The organism is Pandoraea sp. XJJ-1 (genome assembly GCF_026802345.1).
GTDB classification, from domain to species: Bacteria; Pseudomonadota; Gammaproteobacteria; order Burkholderiales; family Burkholderiaceae; genus Pandoraea; species Pandoraea cepalis.
On record NZ_CP113827.1, the window covers coordinates 4936495 to 4950894 of the forward strand.

19 protein-coding genes are annotated in these 14400 nt (G+C 64.5%); all 19 read right to left on the reverse strand.

Translation table 11 applies throughout. From position 1 onward, the window contains the following. Positions 1–31: 31 nt before the first annotated feature. A complete protein-coding gene (locus tag OYT13_RS22805; RefSeq protein ID WP_039830469.1) occupies positions 32–388 on the reverse strand; it encodes a phosphoribosyl-ATP diphosphatase in 357 nt (118 codons plus the stop codon). A gap of 5 nt (positions 389–393) precedes the next feature. Continuing rightward, positions 394–792: a phosphoribosyl-AMP cyclohydrolase gene (gene hisI / locus OYT13_RS22810; RefSeq protein WP_017234576.1), complete on the reverse strand. Its 399-nt coding sequence runs from the start codon at positions 790–792 to the stop codon at positions 394–396. A gap of 17 nt (positions 793–809) precedes the next feature. After that, complete coding sequence (hisF, locus tag OYT13_RS22815) at positions 810–1583, reverse strand: imidazole glycerol phosphate synthase subunit HisF (protein ID WP_017234575.1); 774 nt, start codon at positions 1581–1583, stop codon at positions 810–812. A gap of 38 nt (positions 1584–1621) precedes the next feature. Beyond that, complete coding sequence (hisA, locus tag OYT13_RS22820; protein ID WP_268566983.1) at positions 1622–2371, reverse strand: 1-(5-phosphoribosyl)-5-[(5-phosphoribosylamino)methylideneamino]imidazole-4-carboxamide isomerase; 750 nt, start codon at positions 2369–2371, stop codon at positions 1622–1624. A 193-nt stretch (positions 2372–2564) separates the two neighbouring features. Further along, on the reverse strand, positions 2565–3203 hold the full coding sequence (gene hisH / locus OYT13_RS22825) for an imidazole glycerol phosphate synthase subunit HisH (RefSeq protein ID WP_017234573.1): 639 nt from the start codon (positions 3201–3203) through the stop codon (positions 2565–2567). After that, a complete protein-coding gene (locus tag OYT13_RS22830; RefSeq protein WP_017234572.1) occupies positions 3200–3826 on the reverse strand; it encodes a MarC family protein in 627 nt (208 codons plus the stop codon). The genes hisH and OYT13_RS22830 overlap by 4 nt, the downstream gene beginning before the upstream one ends. Before the next feature lie 112 nt (positions 3827–3938). Then, positions 3939–4526: an imidazoleglycerol-phosphate dehydratase HisB gene (gene hisB / locus OYT13_RS22835; protein ID WP_017234571.1), complete on the reverse strand. Its 588-nt coding sequence runs from the start codon at positions 4524–4526 to the stop codon at positions 3939–3941. Positions 4527–4553: 27 nt separating this feature from the next. Then, positions 4554–5618 carry a histidinol-phosphate transaminase gene (gene hisC, locus OYT13_RS22840; RefSeq protein WP_268566984.1) on the reverse strand — a complete coding sequence of 355 codons (1065 nt, stop codon included), beginning with the start codon at positions 5616–5618 and terminating at the stop codon, positions 4554–4556. A 49-nt stretch (positions 5619–5667) separates the two neighbouring features. Continuing rightward, positions 5668–6231: a hypothetical protein gene (locus OYT13_RS22845; protein ID WP_268566985.1), complete on the reverse strand. Its 564-nt coding sequence runs from the start codon at positions 6229–6231 to the stop codon at positions 5668–5670. A gap of 1 nt (position 6232) precedes the next feature. Further along, positions 6233–7555 carry a histidinol dehydrogenase gene (gene hisD / locus OYT13_RS22850; RefSeq protein ID WP_150563311.1) on the reverse strand — a complete coding sequence of 441 codons (1323 nt, stop codon included), beginning with the start codon at positions 7553–7555 and terminating at the stop codon, positions 6233–6235. After that, a complete protein-coding gene (hisG, locus tag OYT13_RS22855) occupies positions 7552–8232 on the reverse strand; it encodes an ATP phosphoribosyltransferase (RefSeq protein ID WP_017231788.1) in 681 nt (226 codons plus the stop codon). The genes hisD and hisG overlap by 4 nt, the downstream gene beginning before the upstream one ends. After that, positions 8229–9506 carry a UDP-N-acetylglucosamine 1-carboxyvinyltransferase gene (gene murA / locus OYT13_RS22860; RefSeq protein WP_232424490.1) on the reverse strand — a complete coding sequence of 426 codons (1278 nt, stop codon included), beginning with the start codon at positions 9504–9506 and terminating at the stop codon, positions 8229–8231. The genes hisG and murA overlap by 4 nt, the downstream gene beginning before the upstream one ends. 59 nt (positions 9507–9565) lie before the next feature. Next, entirely contained in the window at positions 9566–9805 is a 240-nt protein-coding gene (locus OYT13_RS22865; protein ID WP_017231786.1) for a BolA family protein, read from the reverse strand. An 18-nt stretch (positions 9806–9823) separates the two neighbouring features. Continuing rightward, positions 9824–10591, reverse strand: coding sequence for an ABC transporter permease (locus OYT13_RS22870; RefSeq protein WP_017231785.1), 768 nt, complete (start codon positions 10589–10591; stop codon positions 9824–9826). Next, a complete protein-coding gene (locus OYT13_RS22875) occupies positions 10588–11514 on the reverse strand; it encodes an ABC transporter ATP-binding protein (RefSeq protein ID WP_017231784.1) in 927 nt (308 codons plus the stop codon). Before OYT13_RS22875 ends, OYT13_RS22870 begins: the two co-directional genes overlap by 4 nt. A gap of 353 nt (positions 11515–11867) precedes the next feature. Further along, on the reverse strand, positions 11868–12125 hold the full coding sequence (locus OYT13_RS22880; protein WP_017231783.1) for an STAS domain-containing protein: 258 nt from the start codon (positions 12123–12125) through the stop codon (positions 11868–11870). Positions 12126–12129: 4 nt separating this feature from the next. Beyond that, positions 12130–12750 (reverse strand): MlaC/ttg2D family ABC transporter substrate-binding protein, encoded by a 621-nt coding sequence (locus OYT13_RS22885; RefSeq protein WP_017231782.1) that lies wholly within the window; start codon positions 12748–12750, stop codon positions 12130–12132. Positions 12751–12938: 188 nt separating this feature from the next. Beyond that, on the reverse strand, positions 12939–13805 hold the full coding sequence (locus OYT13_RS22890; RefSeq protein WP_017231781.1) for an MlaA family lipoprotein: 867 nt from the start codon (positions 13803–13805) through the stop codon (positions 12939–12941). A gap of 5 nt (positions 13806–13810) precedes the next feature. Continuing rightward, the gene (gene mlaD / locus OYT13_RS22895; protein WP_017231780.1) at positions 13811–14365 is read right to left on the reverse strand and encodes an outer membrane lipid asymmetry maintenance protein MlaD; all 555 of its coding nucleotides are present in this window, start codon (positions 14363–14365) and stop codon (positions 13811–13813) included. Between the last annotated feature and the right edge of the window lie 35 nt (positions 14366–14400).

A 14400-nucleotide genomic window follows, 5' to 3' on the forward strand; every position in this document is an offset into this window, starting at 1 on the left:
CGATGATCACGGCCATCGTGGCCAAAGGAAATCAGTCCGCGTGTTCGCCACGGACGCCGCGCTGCGCCTTTTCGACGAGCCCCGACAACCCTTCGCGGCGCGCCAGTTCGGCGAGCACTTCGTTCGGGCTCAGGTCGTGATGCGCGAGCAGTACCATGCAATGAAACCACAGGTCGGCCGTCTCGTTGACGAGCTTCTGGCGCAGGTTGTCGGCCCCGCCAATGCGAATGTCCTTCGCCGCGAGCACCACTTCGGTGGCTTCCTCGCCGATCTTCTTGCAGATGGCGTCGTCACCCTTGTGGAACAGACGGGCAACGTACGACTTGTCGGGGTCGGCTCCCTTGCGCGAGGCGATGACCTCGGCCACACGCTCCAGCGTATCGTTCATGGTGCTCACTTGTAGATCTTGTGCGGGTCCTTGAGCACCGGTTCGACGGATGCCCAATGGCCATCCTCGACGCTGCCCTCGAACTTCTGGAAGAAACAGGAATGGCGACCGGTGTGGCAGGCAATGCCATCGATCTGCTCGACCTTGATCAGCACCACGTCTTCGTCGCAATCGAGACGAATCTCATGCACCTTCTGCACGTGGCCCGACTCCTCGCCCTTGTGCCACAGACGCTTGCGCGAGCGCGAATAATAGACAGCCTCGCCGGTCTCGACCGTACGCGCGAGCGCCTCGCGGTTCATCCACGCGAACATCAGCACATCGTTGCTGCCGAGTTCCTGCGCAATCACGGGCACGAGGCCCTGCGCGTCCCAAGCTACCTTGTCCAGCCAATCTTGCGTCATGATCCGTGGAATTCCGTTCAGAGCCGCACCGAAATGCCCTTGTCGGCCATGAAGCGCTTCGCTTCACCGACCGTGTGCTCGCCGTAGTGGAAGATACTCGCTGCGAGCACGGCATCCGCATGGCCTTCAGTCACGCCGTTGGCCAGATCGGCCAGCGACCCCACGCCGCCCGAGGCGATCACCGGGATGCTCACGGCATCGGACACTGCGCGCGTGAGCGCGAGGTCGAAGCCGCTCTTGGTGCCGTCGCGGTCCATGCTGGTGAGCAGGATTTCGCCCGCGCCCAAGGCCTCGATCCGCTTGGCCCAGGCCACGGCGTCGAGGCCCGTGGCTTTGCGACCACCGTGCGTGAAGACCTCCCAGCGCGGCGTTTCGCCGTCGGCGGAGACGCGCTTGGCGTCGATCGCCACGACGATGCACTGCGCGCCGTACTTGGCGGCCGCGTCGGCCACCAACTGCGGATTGGCCACGGCCGACGAGTTCATGCTGACCTTGTCGGCACCGGCGTTGAGCAGGCGGCGCACGTCGGCCACTTCGCGCACGCCACCGCCCACGGTCAGCGGAATGAAGACTTGCGCGGCCACCGCCTCGATGATCGGCAGAATGAGGTCGCGCCCGTCGGAGGTCGCCGTGATGTCGAGGAACGTCAATTCGTCGGCGCCCTGCTCGTCATAGCGGCGGGCGATCTCGACGGGGTCGCCCGCGTCGCGAAGTTCGACGAAATTGACACCCTTGACCACGCGGCCGGCCGTTACGTCCAGACACGGGATGATGCGTTTAGCGAGAGCCATGATGTTGGCAGGCGAGGCGGCCGCAGCCGTGGTCTCGCTTATGCCGCTCCTCCGGAAAGCTCGTCCGCACGCGTTTGCGCCGCCGAGAAATTCAAGTCGCCCGAGTAGATCGCGCGGCCGCAGATGACGCCTTCGACGCCTTCCCGCTCAACCTGGCACAGCGCGTCGATATCGCCCAGGTTCGACAGGCCGCCGCTGGCAATCACCGGCACGGTCACGGCCTGCGCGAGGCGCACGGTCGCGTCGATATTGATGCCCTGGAGCATGCCGTCGCGGCCGATATCGGTGTAGATGATCGCTTCGACGCCGTAGTCCTCGAACTTGCGCGCCAGATCCACGACTTCGTGGCCGGTGAGCTTGCTCCAGCCGTCGGTGGCGACCTTGCCATCCTTGGCGTCGAGACCAACGATGATGTGCCCGCCGAATGCGGTGCATGCGTCCCGGAGGAACCCGGGATTCTTCACCGCCGCCGTCCCGATGATGACGTACGACAAACCGTCGTCGAGATAGCGCTCGATGGTGGCCAGGTCGCGAATGCCGCCGCCCAGTTGCACGGGGATATCGGCCCCGACTTCCTGAATGATGGCGCGAATGGCCGCTTCGTTGCGCGGCTTGCCGACGAATGCGCCGTTCAAGTCCACCAGATGGAGGCGGCGAGCGCCTTGCTCGACCCAATGTCGAGCCATGGCCGCGGGGTCCTCCGAGAATACGGTGGCTTGATCCATGTCGCCTTGTTTGAGGCGAACACACTGACCGTCTTTAAGGTCGATGGCCGGAATGAGCAGCATAGGCAATCGTGAAACGTCGCTAGAGGGAGGTAAAAGAAATTCGCAAATTACGCGGACAATACAAAACCGACCCCTGCCTTGCCGGGCATCGGCACGTCGGGATCGGATTCATCAACATGACACACAGTATAAGCCGTGACGCAGGGCATGCTCCGAGTGACATCCGGGCGCGAATACGCGAGACGGGTCACGCTCAAGGCTTCCACTGCGCAAAATTGCGATAAAGGGTAAGGCCCGCCTGAGCGCTCTTTTCCGGGTGGAACTGGGTGGCAAAGATATTATCTTGGGCCACCGCACAGGTAAAGGGCACCCCGTAGACGGTCTCGCCGACGGTCAACTCGGGCCTTGCGGGCACAACGTAGTAGCTGTGCACGAAGTAAAAATAGCTGTCGTCGGGCACGCCGGCCCAGATCGGGTGAGGCCGCGTCTCACGCACGCGGTTCCAGCCCATCTGCGGCACCTTGAAGCGCGAGCCGTCGTCCTGCAACTGGCCCTCGAGGTCGAAGCGCACCACGCGGCCCGGCAGCAGGCCGAGCGCGGGCGTGTTGCCCTCGTCGGACATGTCGAACAGCATCTGCTCGCCCACGCACACGCCGAACATCGGCTTGGTCGCGGCGGCCTCGACGACCGCGTCGCGCAGGCCCGACTCGTTCAGGCAGCCCATGCAGTCGCGCATCGCGCCTTGCCCCGGCAGCACCACCCGGTCGGCGGCGCGAATCTCGGCGGCGTCGCTGCTGATGCTCACATCGGCCTCCGGCGCGGCGGCACGCAGCGCCTGATAGACCGAGCGCAGGTTGCCCATTCCGTAGTCGACAATCGCAATCTTATTCATCTCAAACCCGGCAGCAGTATTTTCAAACCATCGATAATGAATTCCACGGCCAGCGCCGAGAGGATCAACCCCATCAGACGCGTGCCGATATTGATGCCCGTACGCCCGAGCCAGCCTTCGAGGCGCCCGGCGCTGCTCAGTGCCACCCAGCACACCGCGCCCAGGCCCACGCCGATCGCCAGGAGCATCAGAATCTGGGCCCAGCCGTGCGCACGCCCCGAGTAGATGATCACGGTACTGATCGTGCCCGGGCCGGTGAGCAGCGGAATCGCGAGCGGCACCACGGCGATGTTCGGCCGCTCCTCCGCTTCGTCGCGCTCTTCCGCCGTCGAGCGCGTGTTCCCGGTCTGTGCGTTGATCATGTTCACCGCCATGAGCAACATGATGACGCCGCCGCCCACTTCAAGCGATGCGATCGAAATACCGAAGAAGCGGATGATGGCTTCACCGAACAACCCCGAGCCCGCGACCACCAGGGCGACCGCAATCGCCGCGACATTGATCGTACGGCGCTTCTCCTCGCGCGTCTGCGAGGACGTCAAGCTGATGAAAAGCGGGATCGCCCCGAGCGGATTGATCAGGGCCAGCAGCGAGATGAAGAACTTGAAGGCGTCGAGCGTCATAGGGGCACGCGGCGCCGGCGGCCGGCCGGTCGGTGAATCGTCGCAGGGGCGCCGGCCTTGCGGGCCGGCGGGCTATCGGGCTACCGGGCCGGCTGCGCCGACCCGTCTCGCGTTACAGGCTTCCCTTCGTGGACGGCACGACACCCGCTGCGCGCGGATCGATCTCGACCGCCATGCGCAGCGCGCGACCGAACGCCTTGAACACCGTTTCGCACTGGTGGTGGGCGTTGATGCCACGCAGATTGTCGATATGCAGCGTGACGCCCGCATGATTGACGAAGCCACGGAAAAACTCGATGGTCAGATCCACGTCGAAATTGCCGACACGCGCCCGCGTGAACGGTACATGGAATTCGAGACCGGGACGACCCGAGAAATCGATCACAACGCGCGACAGCGCTTCGTCGAGCGGCACGTAGCTGTGGCCGTAGCGCACGATACCCTTACGATCGCCGATCGCCTTGGCCACCGCCATGCCCAGCGTGATGCCGACGTCTTCCACCGTGTGGTGATCGTCGATGAAGGTATCGCCGCGGGCTTCGACATCCATGTCGATAAGGCCGTGGCGCGCGATCTGGTCGAGCATGTGGTCCAGGAACGGCACGCCGGTATCGAGGGCCTTGCGGCCAGTGCCGTCCAGGTCGATCTTGACGCGTATTTGCGTTTCGCTGGTATCGCGAACGACTTCCGCAATGCGCATGGTGGTGAGTTCTCGTCGTATGGCTTGTTAGAGTGATGCGGCCAGGGCTTTCACCATTGCCGCATTCTCCGTGGGGGTGCCGACCGTCAATCTCAGGCAATTGGCCAGCAATACGTGCATTTTACCCACGTTTTTGATCAACACCTTGTGTGCGAGCAGACCCGCGTGGGTTTTGTCGGCATCCGGCACGCGAACGAGCAGGAAATTCGCATCGCTCGGGAACACACTCACCCCGGGCAGCGCCGCCACGGCGGCGGCCAGCCGCGTGCGTTCGGCGCGCAATTCGGCCGCCTGGGCGTCGAGCACGCCAAGGTGATCGAGCATGAATTCGGCGCATGCCTGCGTGAGCACATTGATGTTATAGGGCGGACGCACCTTGTCGATCTGGTCGAGCCATTGTGCGCTGCCCGCCACGTAGCCCAGCCGGATGCCCGCCAGCCCGAGCTTCGAGACGGTGCGCATGACCAGCAGTTGAGGGAACTCCGGCAGACGCGGCATCCACGTCTTCCCGGCAAACGGCTGGTACGCCTCGTCGATCACCACGAGGCCGCGGCTGGCGGCACGCACCAGCGTCTCGATGTCGTCGTCGGCGAACAGATTGCCCGTCGGATTGTTCGGATAGGCCAGGTATACGACCGCGCCCGGATGCGCCGCAATGGCGCCCAGCATGGCCGGCATGTCGAGCGAAAAATCGGCGCGCAGCGGCACACCGACGAACTCGATGCCCGCCAAGCGCGCCGACATCTCGTACATGACGAAGCCCGGCATCGGCGCAATCACCGTGGCCCCCGGCCGAGCGGTGGCCATCGCGATCATGCTGATGATCTCGTCCGAGCCGTTGCCCAGCAGCAGCTTGGCCCCGGCCGGCACGCCCATCGTGCGGGCGAGCGTCTCGAGCAGCACATGAGGACGCGGTGCCGGGTAACGATTGAGCGCCACGCCGGCCAGTCGCTGCCCCAGCGCACTGCGCAACGCCGGCGGCAGGCCATACGGATTCTCCATCGCGTCGAGCTTGAGGAAACCGCTCGCGTCAGGCACGGCGTAGGAACTCATGGCGAGCACATCGGAGCGGATCACTGAGTCGACGGACATGGCAGTAGAGGCGGGTTGCGCGACATCGCGCGGAATCATTGATAAAGGATCAGTTGAAGGCGAACGTCAGCCGTCCGGCGTCGGCGCCGTCGATTTTGACGACGCAGCGTCGACCGGTTTCCACACTGCCGAGCGCATCGGTAATGCGCTGCAGCCGCACGCCGGTCTGCCAGGACAGCGCCTGCGCCACCGCCGGGCTCACGCGCGCGTGCGCGGCATCGGCCTCGCAACGCATGGCGACCAGGCGGTTGCCAACGCGGCCGAACACGCCGTGGGCCACTTCGTCGTCCGTGCCGCGCAGCGCAGTCTTGCCGCCGAGTCGCAACACGTAAATATCGTTGTCGAACGCCTGACGGCTCACGCACACGGTCATACGCTCGACCGACGTGCCTTCGAAGGTGGCGTGCTGGCAATACTGACCGGCGGCGTAGGCCGAGGGACTGCCGGCAGCCGCGAGGGCGCACACGACAGCCACTCTGCGCACAGCGCGCGCGAGGCGGGCCGGCAGCGGCCACGACAACGACCCCGGGGACAGCGCGATGGCACGGGGCCGACGCCGAGCGGTGGCCGACGTCGTTGGACAATACGCGGGCCGCAGGGCGTCGTCGCGCATCTCAGGACTCGCGATGCAGACGGTATTCGGCGCTGCGCGCGTGCGCCTGCAGGCCTTCGCCGTAAGCCAATTCCGCGGCGATCTCGCCAAGCATGCGGGCACCACCCTCGCTCACTTCGATCAGGCTCGAACGCTTGATGAAGTCGTACACGCCCAGCGGCGACGAGAACCGCGCCGTGCGCGACGTCGGCAGCACATGGTTGGGACCGGCGCAGTAATCGCCCAGGCTCTCGCTCGTGAACTTGCCGAGGAAGATCGCGCCGGCGTGGCGAATCTTGTCGCCCCACTGCTGCGGGGTTTCGGTGGAGATTTCGAGGTGCTCCGGCGCGATCACGTTGACGATCTCGCACGCTTCGGCCATGTCGCGCACCTTGATCAGCGCGCCGCGGCCTCGCAACGAGGCGGCAATCACTTCGCGGCGCGGCATCTCGTCGATCTGGCGCTCCAGCGAAGCGTGCACGCGCGCGAGATAGGCGGCGTCCGGGCACAACAGGATCGACTGCGCGAGTTCGTCGTGTTCCGCCTGCGAGAACAAGTCCATCGCGACCCAGTCGGGATCGGTCGTGCCGTCGCAAATGACAAGAATCTCTGACGGCCCGGCAATCATGTCGATCCCGACCGTGCCGAACACGCGGCGCTTGGCGGCAGCCACGAACGCGTTGCCCGGCCCGACGATCTTGTCGACGGCCGGCACCGTTGCGGTGCCATAGGCCAGCGCGGCGACCGCCTGTGCGCCACCGATGGTAAACACGCGGTCCACCCCAGCGATTTGCGCGGCGGCGAGCACCAGCGGGTTCTGCACGCCATCCGGCGTGGGCACCACCATGACGATCTCTTTCACCCCCGCCACACGCGCCGGAATGGCGTTCATCAGCACCGACGACGGATAAGCCGCCTTGCCGCCCGGCACATAGATGCCCACCCGATCGAGCGGCGTGACCTTCTGGCCCAGCATCGTGCCGTCCGGCTCGGTGTATTGCCAGCTATGACTGCCGCACTCGATGCGCTGCTTCTCGTGATAGGCGCGCACGCGGGCCGCTGCGGCCTCGAGCGCCGCGCGACGCTTCGGCTCAAGGCTCTCGAGCGCAGCTGCCAGCGCTTCGGCGGGCAGCTCCAGCGCCGTCATGTCCGTCGCGCTCAAGCGGTCGAACTTGTTGGTGTATTCGATGACGGCCACATCGCCGCGCGCCTTCACGTCGGCGAGAATGTCGGCCGCCGCACGATCGATGGCGGCGTCTTCGCTCGCCTCGAACGCCAGGACATCGCGAAGCTGCGCCGCGAAGCCTTCGGCGGAGGAATCGAGTTTGCGAATATCGAGTTTCATGCTGTTTGCCGGGACGCCCGCTCGAAGGCATCCAGAATAGGCTGCAACGACTCGCGCTTCAACTTGAGTGCAGCCTGATTGATCACGAGGCGGGAGGAGATCTCCATGATCTCTTCCACTTCCACCAGATTGTTGGCCCGCAGCGTGCCGCCGGTGCTCACCAGATCGACAATCGCGTCGGCCAGACCCACGAGCGGGCCCAGCTCCATCGAGCCGTACAGCTTGATCAGGTCGACGTGCACGCCCTTGGCCGCGAAGTGCTCGCGCGCCGTTTGCACGTACTTGGTCGCCACGCGCAAACGTGCCCCTTGACGTACGGCATTCGCGTAATCGAAGCCCTTCGGTACAGCAACAGACATGCGGCAACGCGCAATGTTCAAATCGATTGGCTGATACAGACCGCCGCCGCCGTGTTCGATGAGCACGTCCTTGCCGGCCACGCCGAAGTCGGCGGCACCATATTGCACATAGGTCGGCACGTCGGTCGCGCGCACGATGATGACCTGCAGGTTCGGATCCGTCGTCGGCAGAATCAGCTTGCGGGAGGTCTCGGGGTCTTCCGTGACTTCGATACCGGCGGCCGCCAGCAACGGCAGCGTCTCCGTAAAGATACGCCCTTTCGAGAGCGCCAGCGTCAGCGGTTGAGCAAGCGGCTGGGCGGGCTTGGCGGAATTCATGCAATGTCTCCCTGGCGCGCTTCGACGCGCCGGATTTGCGCACCCACGGCGCACAACTTGGCCTCGATGCGATGATAGCCGCGATCGAGGTGGTGAATACGGTCGACGAGCGTGCGGCCCTCGGCCGTCAGACCCGCGACGATCAGGCTGGCGGAAGCGCGCAGGTCGGTCGCCATCACATGCGCACCCGACAGGCGATTCACGCCGGAAATCCGCGCCGTGTTGCCGTCGATGCCGATGTTCGCGCCCAGACGCGTCAACTCCTGCACGTGCATGAACCGGTTCTCGAAGATCGTTTCGACGACCTGCGATGCCCCTTCGGCAACGCAATTCAACGCCATGAACTGGGCCTGCATATCGGTCGGGAACGCCGGATATTCCGACGTTCGGAAACTGACCGCCCGCGCGCGCCGATCCATCGTCACGCGCAGCCAATCCGCGCCGGCCGTCACGTTCGCGCCGGTTTCGCGCAACTTCTCGATCACCGCGTCGAGGGTACCCGGCACAACGCGATGCAGCGTGATATCGCCACGCGTCGCCACCGCCGCGCACAGGAACGTGCCGGCTTCGATCCGATCGGGCACAACATCGTGTGTCGCGCCGGACAGGCGCGGCACGCCCGTCACGACCAGACGATCAGTGCCGATGCCGTCGATCTTCGCGCCCATTTTCACGAGCAGCTCGGCCAGGTCCGTCACTTCGGGTTCGCGGGCGGCGTTGGCCAGCACCGTAACGCCGTCGGCCAGCGTGGCCGCCATGAGCAGGTTTTCGGTGCCCGTGACGGTGATCATGTCGGTCACGAGCGTCTCACCACGCAGACGCGTTGCTTTGGCGACGATGTCGCCGTGCGTCAGCGTGATTTCGGCGCCCATCTTCTGCAGGCCCTTGATGTGCTGATCGACAGGTCGCGCTCCGATCGCACACCCGCCGGGCAGCGACACGCGCGCCTCGCCGCAACGCGCCAGCAGAGGGCCGAGCACGAGAATCGACGCGCGCATGGTCTTTACGAGCTCATAGGGGGCCGCCGGCTCGGTGATCTGCGACGCATCGAGCGTCACTGATTCGCCGTGACGCTCGACCTTCACGCCCATGCGTGCGAGCAGCGTCAGCATGGTGCGCACGTCGTGCAGATCGGGCACGTTGCCGAGCACCACCGGCTCGGCCGTCAGCAGGCACGCACACAGGATCGGCAGCGCCGCGTTCTTGGCGCCCGATACGGTAATCTCTCCCGCCAGCCGCTCGCCGCCCTCGATCACCAGGTGGTCCGCGGCCATGCGCTCGCCGGTGGCGGTCTCGCCGTTGCCGGCGACGCCGGCGCTTTCTTGCGTAATCCTCATTGCGCCCGATACTCCGCAGGCGTGAGGGTCTTCATGGACAACGCGTGAATTTCCGCCTTCATGCGATCGCCCAGCGCGGCGTACACGAGTTGATGGCGGGCGATGAGACGCTTGCCGTCGAACTGCTCGCTCACGATGGTCGCGTAGAAGTGCTGACCATCGCCTTCGACGGCCACGTGCTCGCAAGCCAGACCGGCTTCGATGTACTGTTTGATTTGTTCGGGGGTAGGCAGCATGGCCGATCCTAGAGAAGTTCAGTGACGCAATTTATAACCACGGCGCAGCAAAGTCAGCGCGACGGTTGCGAGTATCAGAAAAGTCGCACCCACAACGGCAAGGCTGGTCTGCGGGGCAACGTCGGACACACCGAAGAAGCCGTAACGGAACCCGTCGATCATGTAGAAGAACGGGTTGAAGTGCGAGACAGCCTGCCACAGCGGCGGCAGCGAGTGAATCGAGTAAAACACGCCCGCCAGGAACGTTGCCGGCATGATCAGGAAGTTCTGGAACGCCGCGAGCTGGTCGAACTTCTCCGCCCAAATGCCCGCGATCAGACCCAACGTGCCGAGAATCGCCGCCCCAAGGAACGCGAAGCCGATGATCCACAGCGGCGCGGCGAACGTTAGATGCGTGAACGTGACCGTCACCGCGAAGACGCCTGCGCCCACGCACAACCCACGCACGACCGCGGCGAGCACGTACGCGCCGTACATCTCCCAATGCGACAGCGGCGGCAACAGCACGAACACGAGGTTGCCCGTGATCTTGGACTGGATCAGCGACGACGAGCTGTTTGCGAACGCGTTCTGCAACACGCTCATCATCACCAGGCCCGGCACGAGGAAAGATGTGTACGTGATCTGGTCATAGACCTTCACGCGGTCTTCGAGCACGTGGCCGAAGATCATCAGGTACAGCAGCGCGGTGAGCACCGGCGCGGCCACGGTCTGGAAGCTGACCTTCCAGAAACGCAACACTTCCTTGTAGAACAGCGTGCGGAATCCGACCCATGCCCCGATCATGCTGCCACCTCCTGCGCGCGCGAACCGGACATGATCTGCACGAACACATCCTCGAGATCGGCCTTCTGGATGTCGATGTCCTCAACGATGCAGCCCGCCGCCCGGCAGGTGGCGAGAATCGATTCGACTTCGTCGCAGCCCGCCAGACGCAGCGCGAACTGAGGTCCACTCGTATTTTGCGGGTCGACCAGCAACGGACGTAGTGCGTCGGGCAGCGTGCCGTGCTTGAAGCGCAGCACGAGACGCGTGCCCGCGAAACGCTGCAGCAACGAGGCGGTGCGCTCGAGCGCCACGACTTCGCCGCGCTTGAGCATGGCAATGCGGTCGCACAGCGCTTCCGCTTCTTCGAGATAGTGCGTAGTCAGCACGATGGTGTGGCCTTCGCGGTTCAGGCGCGAGATGAATTTCCAGAGCGTCTGGCGCAGTTCGACGTCGACCCCGGCGGTCGGCTCGTCGAGCACGATCACCGGCGGGCGATGCACGAGCGCCTGCGCAACGAGCACGCGCCGCTTCATGCCGCCCGAGAGCTGGCGCATGTTCGCGTCGGCCTTGTCGGTCAGGTCGAGGTTCGCCATGACTTCGTCGATCCAGTCGTCGTTGCGCGTCAGACCGAAGTAGCCGGACTGGATACGCAGCGTTTCGCGAACGGAGAAGAACGGATCGAAGACGAGTTCCTGCGGCACCACGCCGAGCTTGCGGCGGGCATTGCGGTAGTCGCGCACCACGTCGTGGCCGAGCACACTGACGCTGCCCGCATCCGCGCGCGCGAGGCCGGCGAGAATACTGATCAGCGTGGTTTTGCCGGCACCGTTGGGACCGAGCAGACCGAAGAATTCCCCTTCTTCGATCGAAAAGCTGACGCCTTTGAGCGCCTGCAGTGCCTGATAGCGTTTCTTGACGTTACGGATTTCGATGGCGGCCATGGACTGCACGCACCCGCATTGGCGAGCGCGCCATATAGATTCTCCGGCCACGCCCGCGCGTGGGCGCAACCGCTGGGATCGCGGCAGCGGCCATATCGGCGGCGTGGGTGCCCGGATGAGGGTAACTGCCCAAAAGTCGGCAGAAAACCCCTGATTATAAAGGAAGCCGGTGGCGGCCGTGCTCACGCCCTGTCCAGTGCCCCCCAAGGGAAACGTCGATCACGGGCGCGACGCCCGCAAGGCCCTTCGGGCCGGGTATGCGTCGCGCTCGGCCGGCATCACCGCATTGCCCATAAAAAAAGCGCCGTTGCGAGACGGCGCTTTCCTGCGGGACGGCGATCCGGCCAGGCGAATCAGATCGAGAGCAACTGGTCGACGCCGTACACCAGCGCAAGGCTGGCCAGCCCCGCTGGCAGGTTAGTGAACGCCAACGTCGCACCACGCCGAACCGCGTGGCGGCGCAGGGCCAGCAACACGGCGAGCGCCGACGAATCGAACTGCTTCAGCCCGGCGCAATCGATCTGGGTCTCGCCCGCGTCGATGCGATCGATGGCCTGCGCGAGGACGTCGCCGGCGGTGTCGTGCGTGAGATCGGTCTGCAACGCGAGCATGCGCTTACTTGCCGCCGGCCAGTTGCTGGTTGCGCTGGGTCAGGAACTGAATCAGACCGTCGACGCCCGACTTGTTCACCTGCTCGGCAAACTGATTGCGGTACGTCTGGATGAGCCAGGCGCCCAGCACGTTCAGGTCATACAGTTTCCATTCGCCGCTGGCCGACTTGTACAGACGATAGTCGAGCTCGATCTGCTGACCGTTGTTGAGGACATCGGTATAGACCACGGCGTCGGTGTCGCCCGGCTGACCACGGAACGGCTTGTAGTTGACCTGCTGGTCGCGAATCTGCGCGATGGCGCCCGCGTACGTACGCAGCAGCAGCGTCTTGAACTGCTCGGTCAGCTGCTGCCGTTGCTGCGGCGTAGCGGTGCGCCATGCGGCGCCAGTCGCCAACTGCGTCGTCTTCGCGAAGTCGGCGTGCGGCAAGATCTTCTGCTCGACCAGCTTGGTGATGCTGTTCAGATCACCCTTCTGGATGTTCGGATCGGACTTGGCGGCGGCCATCACTTCGTTCACGGTCTGCTTGACCAGAACGTCAGGCGCTTGCGCCTGGGCCACGGCGGCGCCGGCGGCGGTGTACGTCATCAAAGCCATGACGGGAATGAGCCAAAACTTCTTCATTGTGGACTTCCTCTTTCGAGTGACAGGTGTTGCGGGATTGGATACCCGTGTTGTGTCTGGAGTTCGCGAAATACCGGCAGTGTCGTGTAACAAACTGTTGCCCGACAGGCCTGCCAACGGCGCCCCGTAAGGCGGGGCGCCCTGTCATCAGGAGGCATCGATGCCTGGCGGCAGGCGACTCGCGCCGATCACCGGCGGAACGGCAATCCGCCCGGCACGATCTTGCCCGGTACGGGCGAACCTTGCGGCGCGTCCGGTTCGGCTTTCACGCCCGAGGCAGGTTCGGCTTGAACGCCTGAGGCAGGCATCGGCTGCGCGTTCGTGCCGCCGGCGCCGTCTTCCTCTTCGTAATTCGGCAACGCCGCGTTGCCCGCGGCCCCGCCATTGATCAAATACTTGCGTCGTGCGAGATAAGCATCGCGCGTGAACGAGTATGGATCGAGGGCGGCGGCTTCGAGAAGGTTCGATGCGTCGAGCAGGTTCGCTCGCGTATTCACGATGCGAACGCCGAAGATCGAGTAGCTGACCCAAGTCGGATTGATATACGACGTCGGGTCGATGAACATGTTGCCAGCCATGCCGACGCTGTCGCGCACCGTGCTCGGGCCGAGCACCGGCAGCACGAGGTACGGGCCGTCGGGCAGGCCCCACTTGCCGAGCGTCACACCGAAGTCCTGGCTGTGCTTGGGCAAGCCGGCCGGCGTGGCGAAGTCGACCAGACCGCCCACACCGAGGAAGGTGTTGATCGTCAGGCGCATCAGATCCTGCACGGCAGCCGTGACTTCCAGTTGCAGCAGGTTGTTGGCGAAGTTGTACACATCGCCCACGTTCGAGAAGAAGTTCGTGACCATGTCGCGCGCCGGTTGCGGCACGGCGAAGCGGTAGCCCTTGGCCACGGGCGTCATGACCGTCTTGTCGAGCGTGTCATTGAACGTGTACATCGAACGGTTGAACCCTTCGATGGGGTCGGCGGGACTCGGATTCGTGACAGTCGCGCACCCTGCCAGCGCCATCGCGCCGGCGGCCAGCACTGCCGAAGTACGGAAGCGGGTCATCTTTTTTATTTTCCTTGGGTTGCCGTGGCCGCCCCTGACGCCGGCAAAGCAGCGGGTGCGGTCGATGCCGGTGCGGTCGATGCCCCGCCCGGTTGGGCGCCCCCGGCATCTGCCGCCTTGTTGTACAGGAACTGGCCGATCAGATTTTCCAGCACGATTGCGGATTGCGTGAGCGTGATCGTATCACCGGCCTTGAGCATTTGATCGTCGCCGCCCGCCTCGAGCCCGATGTATTGCTCGCCGAGCAGCCCCGACGTCAGGATCTTCGCCGACGAGTCCTTCGGGAAGTGATATTGCGAATCGATGTTGAGCGTCACGTCGGCCACGTACCGCTTGTCGTCGAAGTTGATCGACGCCACGCGTCCGACCACGACGCCCGCGCTCTTGACAGGCGCCCGCGGCTTGAGGCCGCCGATGTTGTCGAAGCGCACCGTCACCGGATACGAACTCGAGAACGACAGCGAACTCATGTTGCCCACCTTGAGCGCGAGGAACAGCAGCGCTGCGAAGCCGAGAACGACGAACAGGCCAACCCAGAAGTCGAGGGGGTGTTTTTTCATTGTGTCAGTGTGCGCAATCTATCTATGTCTTGGCG

What these genes read in the sequence shown, in the direction of transcription:
- OYT13_RS22805 (WP_039830469.1), bottom strand. Translation starts at nt 388, where the DNA reads ATGAACGATACGCTGGAGCGTGTGGCCGAGGTCATCGCCTCGCGCAAG.
- hisI (WP_017234576.1), bottom strand. Translation starts at nt 792, where the DNA reads ATGACGCAAGATTGGCTGGACAAGGTAGCTTGGGACGCGCAGGGCCTC.
- hisF (WP_017234575.1), bottom strand. Translation starts at nt 1,583, where the DNA reads ATGGCTCTCGCTAAACGCATCATCCCGTGTCTGGACGTAACGGCCGGC.
- hisA (WP_268566983.1), bottom strand. Translation starts at nt 2,371, where the DNA reads ATGCTGCTCATTCCGGCCATCGACCTTAAAGACGGTCAGTGTGTTCGC.
- hisH (WP_017234573.1), bottom strand. Translation starts at nt 3,203, where the DNA reads ATGAATAAGATTGCGATTGTCGACTACGGAATGGGCAACCTGCGCTCG.
- OYT13_RS22830 (WP_017234572.1), bottom strand. Translation starts at nt 3,826, where the DNA reads ATGACGCTCGACGCCTTCAAGTTCTTCATCTCGCTGCTGGCCCTGATC.
- hisB (WP_017234571.1), bottom strand. Translation starts at nt 4,526, where the DNA reads ATGCGCATTGCGGAAGTCGTTCGCGATACCAGCGAAACGCAAATACGC.
- hisC (WP_268566984.1), bottom strand. Translation starts at nt 5,618, where the DNA reads ATGTCCGTCGACTCAGTGATCCGCTCCGATGTGCTCGCCATGAGTTCC.
- OYT13_RS22845 (WP_268566985.1), bottom strand. Translation starts at nt 6,231, where the DNA reads ATGCGCGACGACGCCCTGCGGCCCGCGTATTGTCCAACGACGTCGGCC.
- hisD (WP_150563311.1), bottom strand. Translation starts at nt 7,555, where the DNA reads ATGAAACTCGATATTCGCAAACTCGATTCCTCCGCCGAAGGCTTCGCG.
- hisG (WP_017231788.1), bottom strand. Translation starts at nt 8,232, where the DNA reads ATGAATTCCGCCAAGCCCGCCCAGCCGCTTGCTCAACCGCTGACGCTG.
- murA (WP_232424490.1), bottom strand. Translation starts at nt 9,506, where the DNA reads ATGGCCGCGGACCACCTGGTGATCGAGGGCGGCGAGCGGCTGGCGGGA.
- OYT13_RS22865 (WP_017231786.1), bottom strand. Translation starts at nt 9,805, where the DNA reads ATGCTGCCTACCCCCGAACAAATCAAACAGTACATCGAAGCCGGTCTG.
- OYT13_RS22870 (WP_017231785.1), bottom strand. Translation starts at nt 10,591, where the DNA reads ATGATCGGGGCATGGGTCGGATTCCGCACGCTGTTCTACAAGGAAGTG.
- OYT13_RS22875 (WP_017231784.1), bottom strand. Translation starts at nt 11,514, where the DNA reads ATGGCCGCCATCGAAATCCGTAACGTCAAGAAACGCTATCAGGCACTG.
- OYT13_RS22880 (WP_017231783.1), bottom strand. Translation starts at nt 12,125, where the DNA reads ATGCTCGCGTTGCAGACCGATCTCACGCACGACACCGCCGGCGACGTC.
- OYT13_RS22885 (WP_017231782.1), bottom strand. Translation starts at nt 12,750, where the DNA reads ATGAAGAAGTTTTGGCTCATTCCCGTCATGGCTTTGATGACGTACACC.
- OYT13_RS22890 (WP_017231781.1), bottom strand. Translation starts at nt 13,805, where the DNA reads ATGACCCGCTTCCGTACTTCGGCAGTGCTGGCCGCCGGCGCGATGGCG.
- mlaD (WP_017231780.1), bottom strand. Translation starts at nt 14,365, where the DNA reads ATGAAAAAACACCCCCTCGACTTCTGGGTTGGCCTGTTCGTCGTTCTC.